This is a genomic window from Mycobacterium sp. 050134 (assembly GCF_036409085.1).
Classification (GTDB): Bacteria; Actinomycetota; Actinomycetes; order Mycobacteriales; family Mycobacteriaceae; genus Mycobacterium.
Genome location: NZ_JAZGLV010000046.1, coordinates 1 through 7315, shown reverse-complemented (window position 1 = coordinate 7315; position 7315 = coordinate 1). Strand labels below are relative to the sequence as shown.

The 7315-nt window shown below is 65.6% G+C and carries 4 protein-coding genes and 1 pseudogene; all 5 read right to left on the bottom strand.

Features of this window, described 5'->3' with window-relative positions; translation table 11 throughout:
- Positions 1-878: PE family protein (locus SKC42_RS27245; RefSeq protein ID WP_330967343.1), on the bottom strand; the 878-nt coding region annotated here is incomplete at its 3' end.
- A 389-nt stretch (positions 879-1267) separates the two neighbouring features.
- Positions 1268-2899 (bottom strand): PE family protein, encoded by a 1632-nt coding sequence (locus SKC42_RS27240; protein ID WP_330967342.1) that lies wholly within the window; start codon positions 2897-2899, stop codon positions 1268-1270.
- Positions 2900-3064: 165 nt separating this feature from the next.
- Positions 3065-4111 (bottom strand): PE family protein, encoded by a 1047-nt coding sequence (locus tag SKC42_RS27235; protein WP_330967341.1) that lies wholly within the window; start codon positions 4109-4111, stop codon positions 3065-3067.
- A gap of 187 nt (positions 4112-4298) precedes the next feature.
- Positions 4299-5822 carry a PE family protein gene (locus tag SKC42_RS27230; RefSeq protein ID WP_330967340.1) on the bottom strand — a complete coding sequence of 508 codons (1524 nt, stop codon included), beginning with the start codon at positions 5820-5822 and terminating at the stop codon, positions 4299-4301.
- 254 nt (positions 5823-6076) lie between these two features.
- Positions 6077-7315 (bottom strand): annotated as a pseudogene (locus SKC42_RS27225) (PE family protein); the annotation flags it as partial.

The following is a 7315-nucleotide window of genomic DNA, read 5'->3' as shown; positions in this document are numbered from 1 at the left end:
CTGCCCGACAACAGCGCGTTCAGCGCAGCGTTGATGTCAGCACCGATGTTCGGCAACGAAATCGGCGGCAACGCCGGGAACGTGATCGGCGGCAGGGCAGGCAATGCCAGGTTGCCGCTCAACAAGGCGTTGAGCGCGCCATTGAGGTTGGCACCGAGACTGCCGGCCAAGTTGGCGCCGGTCTGGAACAACCCGGCGAGACTCCCGTTGACGCCGGCGTTGAGCGCCGCGCTGATGTTGGCGGCAAAGTCCGCGTTGAGCAATGCGTTGAGGGCGGCGTTGGCTTGGGCGATGAGCGGAGCGCCCATGGCCGAGAGGCTCGCCCCGGCGTTTTCCAGCGCGAGGCCGGCCTGCGTGATTGCATTGCCCGTCGCGACCAGACCGCTGCCGATGCTCGAGAGGATGAATCCGCCGGTCTGGGCGGCGACCCCGCCGATCCCGGCGCTGAGCAGCGTCCCGATGGTGGGCCCAAGGCTTGCACCCAGGCTGCTGCTCAAACCGCCCGACAGCGACGCGCCGAGCGAGGCGCCGAATCCGGACAGCGCGGTTCCGAGGTCCGCGGCCAGATTGCCGCTTCCGGAGAGGAACGCCGCCGAGTTCGCCACTTCGGCACTCGCATAGGCGGCCGCTCCACCACCCAACGCGTTGACAAACGCGGTGTGGAACGCCCCCACTTGGGCATTGAGCGCCTGGAACTCCTCACCAAAGTTCCCGAAGAGCGACGCGATGGCGGCCGACACTTCGTCCCCGGCCGCGGGCACCAACCCCGTCGTCGGCGCAATGACCGCTTGCGCGACCTCGTCCAGCGCCGAGCGGATCCCCGCCAGGTCCTGCGCTGCAATCTCGACTACATCTGGTACCGCGAATACGAATGACATGTCCATCTCCCCACGACAAATGAACGACTAGGGCCCGACGAGTCGAGGCAGACCTGAGCGTAATTACGCGGAGTGGAATTAATCCGAAAACCCTAGTTTTCAGATAGCTCGATTCGGATACCTGCGCTCCGGACGACGGCACGTCGCCGTGCGGGCGATCCGTCGTGTTCTGTACGTGGGCCCGGCGCGCAGGGCCTCCAGAACTGAAAATAGCGGTCCGCTGGCAAAATCGGAAGCGCTTTCCCAGAACTTTTTTGTACGAGCGTCTTGTTCTACCGGATTTGCCCGAGCCTCCGGGCGGTGACCGCCGGCGTACGCAAAACGAAGCCGCCGGCCACGAACCGAAGGGCGGACACCGAAAGCCGGTCGTATTACTAGCGTTCGTATTACTAGAAAGTGAAGAGCGGCAGCGACAACAGGGGCGGCGGCGACGCGGGGGCGCCGATCGCCTGGGCCAGCTGCTGTGGCGCGTAGTTGATAAGGAAGGGCAGCAGCCCGGTGAAGGGTGTAGTGCCGGCCCCAATGCTCACGTTGACGGGACCGACGGCATTGCCGAGCACCGAGAGCGTTGCGGTCACCGGGTAGTAGCCGGGCGGATGCAGCAAGCCATCGAGCGGGAAGTTGCCGACCACACTGAGATCCGCTATTTCGCTGAGGTTTATCCCCAATGCCCCGGTCACGCTCGACAGGCTCAGGGCGTATGGGAAGGTCACCTGGCCGTTGAGGAAGCCGTCGGCGATGAACGCGGGCGCGTCGAAGAGGGCGGCAAACGCGCCCGCGGGGTTGCCGGCCTGTACCGCCGCCATGAACGCGGACGCACTGGAACCGGCCGCCTCCAGGGCGGCGACCGGCGGGCCGAGCACGCTCGCCCCGAAGACCAGCGGCAGACCGACCGCGTTCTGGATGCCCAGGCTCGGGGGAAGCAGTGACGAGACTACCAACGACGACGTGATGTTCGTATTGGTCAGCGTCGCAAAGACATTGGTGAAGTTGTGCGCAATCTCGCCGGGTATCGCCGACACGGGTGCGAAATTGCCCGATTGCAGGGCGGCCCCGATTGTCTGCGCATAGCCGATCTGGTTGGCGACGAACTGGCGCAGGAACGGGAAGGGGTCGGCCAACCAACCGGCGCCGAGGCTTTGTAGGTTGGACCAGGTGTTGTTGAAGAGCGCTTCGTAGGGCCCCCAGAGCCCGGTGAAGTACGGGCCCGCGCCGATTTGGACGTTGACCAGGCCCGGGAGCAATGAATTCACCACGCCCGTCAACGAATTCTGCAGCCCGGCCAGGGCACCGGACAGGCCGGGAACGCCGGTGAGCAGCGAGCCCAGGCTGCCGCCGAGTGAGTTCAGGCCGCCCAGTAGCCCACCGCTCCCGGTCAAACCCCCCAGCAGCCCGGTCAGGCCACTCGTTCCACCCGTCAGACCGCCCAAAAGCCCACCGAGGCCGGTCGTTCCACCCGTCAGACCGCCGAGGAGGCCGCCGAGATCCGTCGCGCCACTGGTCAGGCCACCGAGTAGCCCGGTGGTGGAGCCCAGGCTGGTCAGCACGCCGCCGATACCGGTGTTTGCTGTCAGCCCGGTGAGGCTGCCGATCAACGCCCCACCGGAGGTACCGCTCCCGCCGAGGAGGCCACCGAGCAGCCCGCCCGAGGCGGCTGAGGTCGCCGCGCCGCCGGAGCCCACACCCCCGAACAACGCCTGCGCCGGGGCGTTCACCGCATTGGCCAGCGCCTCTTCGGCGTTGGCGACCTCCGTGCTGAGGTAGGCCCCGGCGCCGGCGTTCATCAGGTTGACGAACTCGGCGTGGAACGCCTGCGCCTGCGAGCTGAGTGCTTGAAACTCCTGCCCGAAGTTGCCGAACATCGATGCGATTGCGGCCGACACCTCGTCCGCCGCGGCCGGCACCACACCGGTGGTGGGGCCGACAACGCTGGCCGCGGCCTCGGCCAGGGCGTTCTGTATACCTGCCAAATCCTGTGCCGCGCCTTGAACCAGCTCCGGCACCGCTACGACAAACGACATACCAGTCTCCCTTGACTACTACGGCGATTCATCCAGGCTGGACTTGAGCCTAATCGGGATTTACTTAGGCGCGGACGAAATCTCGCGGTTTGCCATCCATCAAGCGAAAGAACTCCGCACGATGCGAAATGTTTGGCCCGCCCGAAGGCTCGGTCTCGCCGACGGTCAGCTTGTCAGTGCCGTTGCCAGCAGCTGGGGCGCGTAGTTGAGCAACGCCGGAACCAGGCCGCCCACCGGCGAGCCCGTCACTGTGACGGTATTCATCAGGGGTAGGCCGGGGCCCATCGCGCTCGCCGTCCAGGGCTGAAGCGGCGCCAACAGCCCGGTGAAGGGAATGTTGGCCGTCAACGACAATCCGGGCAGCGGCAGGTTCACCGCAAGGCTCTGCTGCCCGTTGAGTAGTCCGTTGGCGATGTTGGCCGGGGCGTCGATCAGTGCGATGGTGGCGCCGAGCGGGTCGCCCGCCTGCACCGCGCTGTAGAACGCCGCGCTGCTGGCCGCCGCCGCGGAAGCGGCGTTGAATTGCGCACCCAACGCATCGAAGGCCAGCAGGGACGGCAGCCCGAATCCGACCGCGATCGATGCGCCCGACGGGCTCAACGACGTGACCGACACGGATATCGGCGTGGTCAGCTGCTGTGCCAGGTTCGCGTAGCCGAGGCCGCTCTCTCCGGTCACGTTCAACAGCGACAACAGGTTTCCGCTGCCGAATGCCGCCGCAATTCGTTGCGGGACACCGATTTGGGTGGCGAACGCTTGCAGCAGCGCCGGCTCCGTGACGTTCGTCCACGTGTTGCCGATGCCGCTCAGGTTGGCCGCGGTGTTGGCGAACACGCTCTCGTAACGGCCGACGACGGCGCCCAGCGTGCCACCTATGTCGGTTGGTGCGGCGACCGCCGCGTTGACCGCGTTCGCCATGGCCTGCTGCACGTTTGCGGCCTCGGCGCTGAGGTAGGCGGCCGCAGACCCGTTCAGCAGGTTGACGAACTGGCCGTGGAACGCCGCCGCTTGCGCGTAAAGCGCTTGGTAGTCCTGACCCAACGCCCCGAACACCGACGCGATCGCGGCCGACACCTCGTCCCCGGCCGCGGCCACCACGACCGTGGTGGGACCGGCGGCGGCCGCAGTGGCCTCGCTCAACGTCGAATGGATACTCGCCAAATCTCCGCCAGCGGCCGTCACCAGATCCGGAATTGTGACCACAAAAGACATTTTCGTCTCCCACCGCTCTTCCGAAGCCGCCCGATGGCATCGGCCGAAGTGAGCGTAAGGGGAATTCAGCTGCGCGCGAGGGAAAATCGTAGTTTCGTTATGTGGGCGCTGCGAATCTTAGTCGGCGCACAATATCTGTGGCCCCGGATGTCGACATGCGTCCGAAGCGCGGCGCAACCCGGATCGATCAGCCGAGTGTTATCGCGTCCGCGAGTTGCATCGACCCGCTGTAGAGGCCCGGGATCAGGCCGCCGAACTCGGTTCCAGCGAGCGGGATTGTCGTCGGATTACCCAAGACGACCGCCGTCGCGTTGACCGGCTGGAGTGGAACCAGAAGTCCCCCAAGCGGAATGGTCGCCGTCAATGAGGACGTGAACGGGATCGGCGATAAGGACGTAGGCAACTCGAGCGTCAACGACTGCTGCCCGTTGAGGAAGCCATTGGCAACGACCGCTGGCGCGTCGATGAGGGCGGCCGCGGCACCAAGCGCATTGCCGGTCTGTAGTGCCCCCGCAAAAGCATTTGCACTGCTCGCAAACGCGCTCAAAGTGGTGACCGGCGCGCCAATCGCATCGAGAGCGAGCGCTAAAGGCAATCCGACCGAGAATGACGGCGGTAAGAACGAAAACGAGATATTTGCGTCGGTGAGGGCTCCGACCACATTGCTGAAGTTCAAGGCGACGTCACCCGGAATTGCCGCAATGGGCAGCAGGTCTCCCAGGGCACCCAGCACGGTCACGGTCCCGTTGGTGTTGAACTCGAGACCCGAGAAGAATAGGTTGGCGAATCCCTTACCGATGTCGGTGACCGCCCCGGTCACGTCGCCCGCCACGAGGGCTTGGAACGCGGCCTGGAAAGCAGACGGCAAGGCAACCACCCCGGCCCCGAAGTCGTTGGCCGCGTGCTGGAAGGACGTGGCGACCAATTGCCCATAGGCGATTTGGTTGTCGATGAACTGGCGCAGGAGAGGCGCGGGGTTGGCAGACCATAGCCCGCTGAAGGCTTGCAGGTTGGCGACGGTGTTGTCGTAAAACGTCTGATACGGACCCGCGATGTCGGGCACGCCCGGGTTCGCTACGGCATTGAACAACTGTGGTAGCAGCGCACTTTCGAGCGACTGAAGCGTTGCCGGCAACCCGGGGATGCCCCCGAACACATTCGGCAGGGCCGCCCCCGAAAGAAGCAAAAGGGGGTTGCCACTCTCGAGGGCTCTCACGGCGCCGTTGATGCTCGCACCCACCGATCCGCCGCCGAGACCGCCCAGGAGCGAACTCCCGACTGTCGCGCCGCCGAGGATTGGATCGAGGAGGGCCGCGGGCCGTGCGGCAGCGGCGGTGAGCGCGGCGCCGTTTGCGGCCGCCGCCGCGCCGGCCTGCCCGAAGATTCCCTGGACGGGTGCGCTGACCGCGTTGACGAGGCTTTGCTGGGCATTGGCGACGTCGGTGCCGAGGTATGCGCCGGCGCCCGCGTTCAGCAAGCCGACGAACTGGTCGTGGAAGGCCTGGGCCTGGACGTTGAGAACCTGATATTCCTGGCCAAAGGTTCCGAACATCGCGGCGACCGCCGCCGATACCTGGTCCTGGGCCGCCGCGACGACTCCGGTGGTGGGTCCCGCGATCGACGAGCTGGCCTCCGCTATCGCTTCCCGGAGGTTTGCCAGGTTCTGCGCCGCTGCTTGCACTTCATCCGGCACCGCGACGACGAACGACATGTCGATCTCCCATCGGCCAGTACGACGGTCACCGGATGTTCACCCAGGTTATGTGAGCGTAATCACACGTCGCCGCGGGCGGCGGGAAAATTAGAGAATTGTTATTGTCGCCGGTCAGACACCTCGGCGTGCGGCCCGAGCAAGTGCCGCAGGACCCCGGCCGCGCGCCCGGATCTGTGCCGGGCAGCGACCAGATGCTTGCGAAACACGACCACGCCGGGACCGCGGCCGGAGCCGCGTCCCCGCCCGTACCGCTATCCCATCGGCGTGATGGCCGCCGCGAGTTGCGCGCCGAAGCTCAGCAAGCCGGGGATGAAGCCACCGATCGGGGTCCCGAATATTGGGCCGCCGGGGTTGAGGACAACCGGGCTCAACGGAGTCAGAAGCCCACCGACCGGGAGTTCGGCCGATGCCACGAGCTGCGTGAAGGGGATGCCTCCGAGGGTGATGTTTGTGGTGAGCTCGGGCAATCCGATGAGCGTCTGCCCGTTGAGGAAGGCGTTGGCGGCAAAGGCCGGCGCATCCAGAAGCGCGGCGGCGGCCCCCGCGGCGTTCCCCGCTTGCAGGGCGCTGACGAAGGCCACCGAGCTCGCGTTCAGCGCGCTCAGCGTGTTGATCGGCATCCCGATCGAGTCGAAGACGAATTGCAGCGGCAACCCGAAAGTGAGCACGAGGGAGCCTGTCACCGTCGTACCGAAGTTCGTGAAGGTGTTCAGCACATTGGTGAAGTTTTGTGCCATTTCGGCAGCGATGGTGCCGGGCGGAAGCAAGTTGGTGAAGCCCTGCGCCATCTGGCCGGGGATCGCGACGATCGGGGCCAAGTCTCCCAACGGGCCAAGCGGGATCACGGGAACGGGAGTCGTTCCACCGAGTTCCACAGTCACCTGCTCGAATCCGGGGAGGACCGAGCCGACGACGGCCGAGCTGAGGGCGTTGTACGCGCCGGAAGGGTTGCCGGCCAGAAGGTCCTGGACCGCCGTTTGGAAACCCGCGGGCACCCCTTGAAGGCCAGTGATCAAGTCCTGGCCCGCACTTTGCAATCCGGTGGTGATGGTTTGGGCGTAGCCGATCTGGGTGTTGATCAGCTGCTGCACAAAAGCACCGGGGTTGAAGCTGGCGATCTGTTGGATGCCGGCCTGGATGGCCGCCGGCAGGTTGGCCAACTCAGTCGGCAGATTCTGAAGGCCCGTGAAGATCTGCTGGGCATAACCGATCTGATTGTTGACCAGCTGGTGCAGGAACGGGAACGGGTTGGCAGAGAAGGTGTTCCCGATCGCCTGCAAGTTGTTGGCGGTGTTGGCGAACAACGCCTGATACGGACCGGCCACCGTGGCACCAAACGAACTCAACCCACTGAGCACCCCCGCAGCCCCACCGGTCGACAAGCCCCCCACCGAAATCCCCGCACCAGCAATCGCATTCGAAATCGCCTGCGCCCCCGTCTGCAGCTCACCACCCACAAACGCCCCGATACTGCCATTACCCAGCGCCGT

Coding starts and splice junctions, on each gene's coding strand:
- SKC42_RS27240 (WP_330967342.1), bottom strand. CDS start 2,899: ATGTCGTTTGTCGTAGCGGTGCCGGAGCTGGTTCAAGGCGCGGCACAG.
- SKC42_RS27235 (WP_330967341.1), bottom strand. CDS start 4,111: ATGTCTTTTGTGGTCACAATTCCGGATCTGGTGACGGCCGCTGGCGGA.
- SKC42_RS27230 (WP_330967340.1), bottom strand. CDS start 5,822: ATGTCGTTCGTCGTCGCGGTGCCGGATGAAGTGCAAGCAGCGGCGCAG.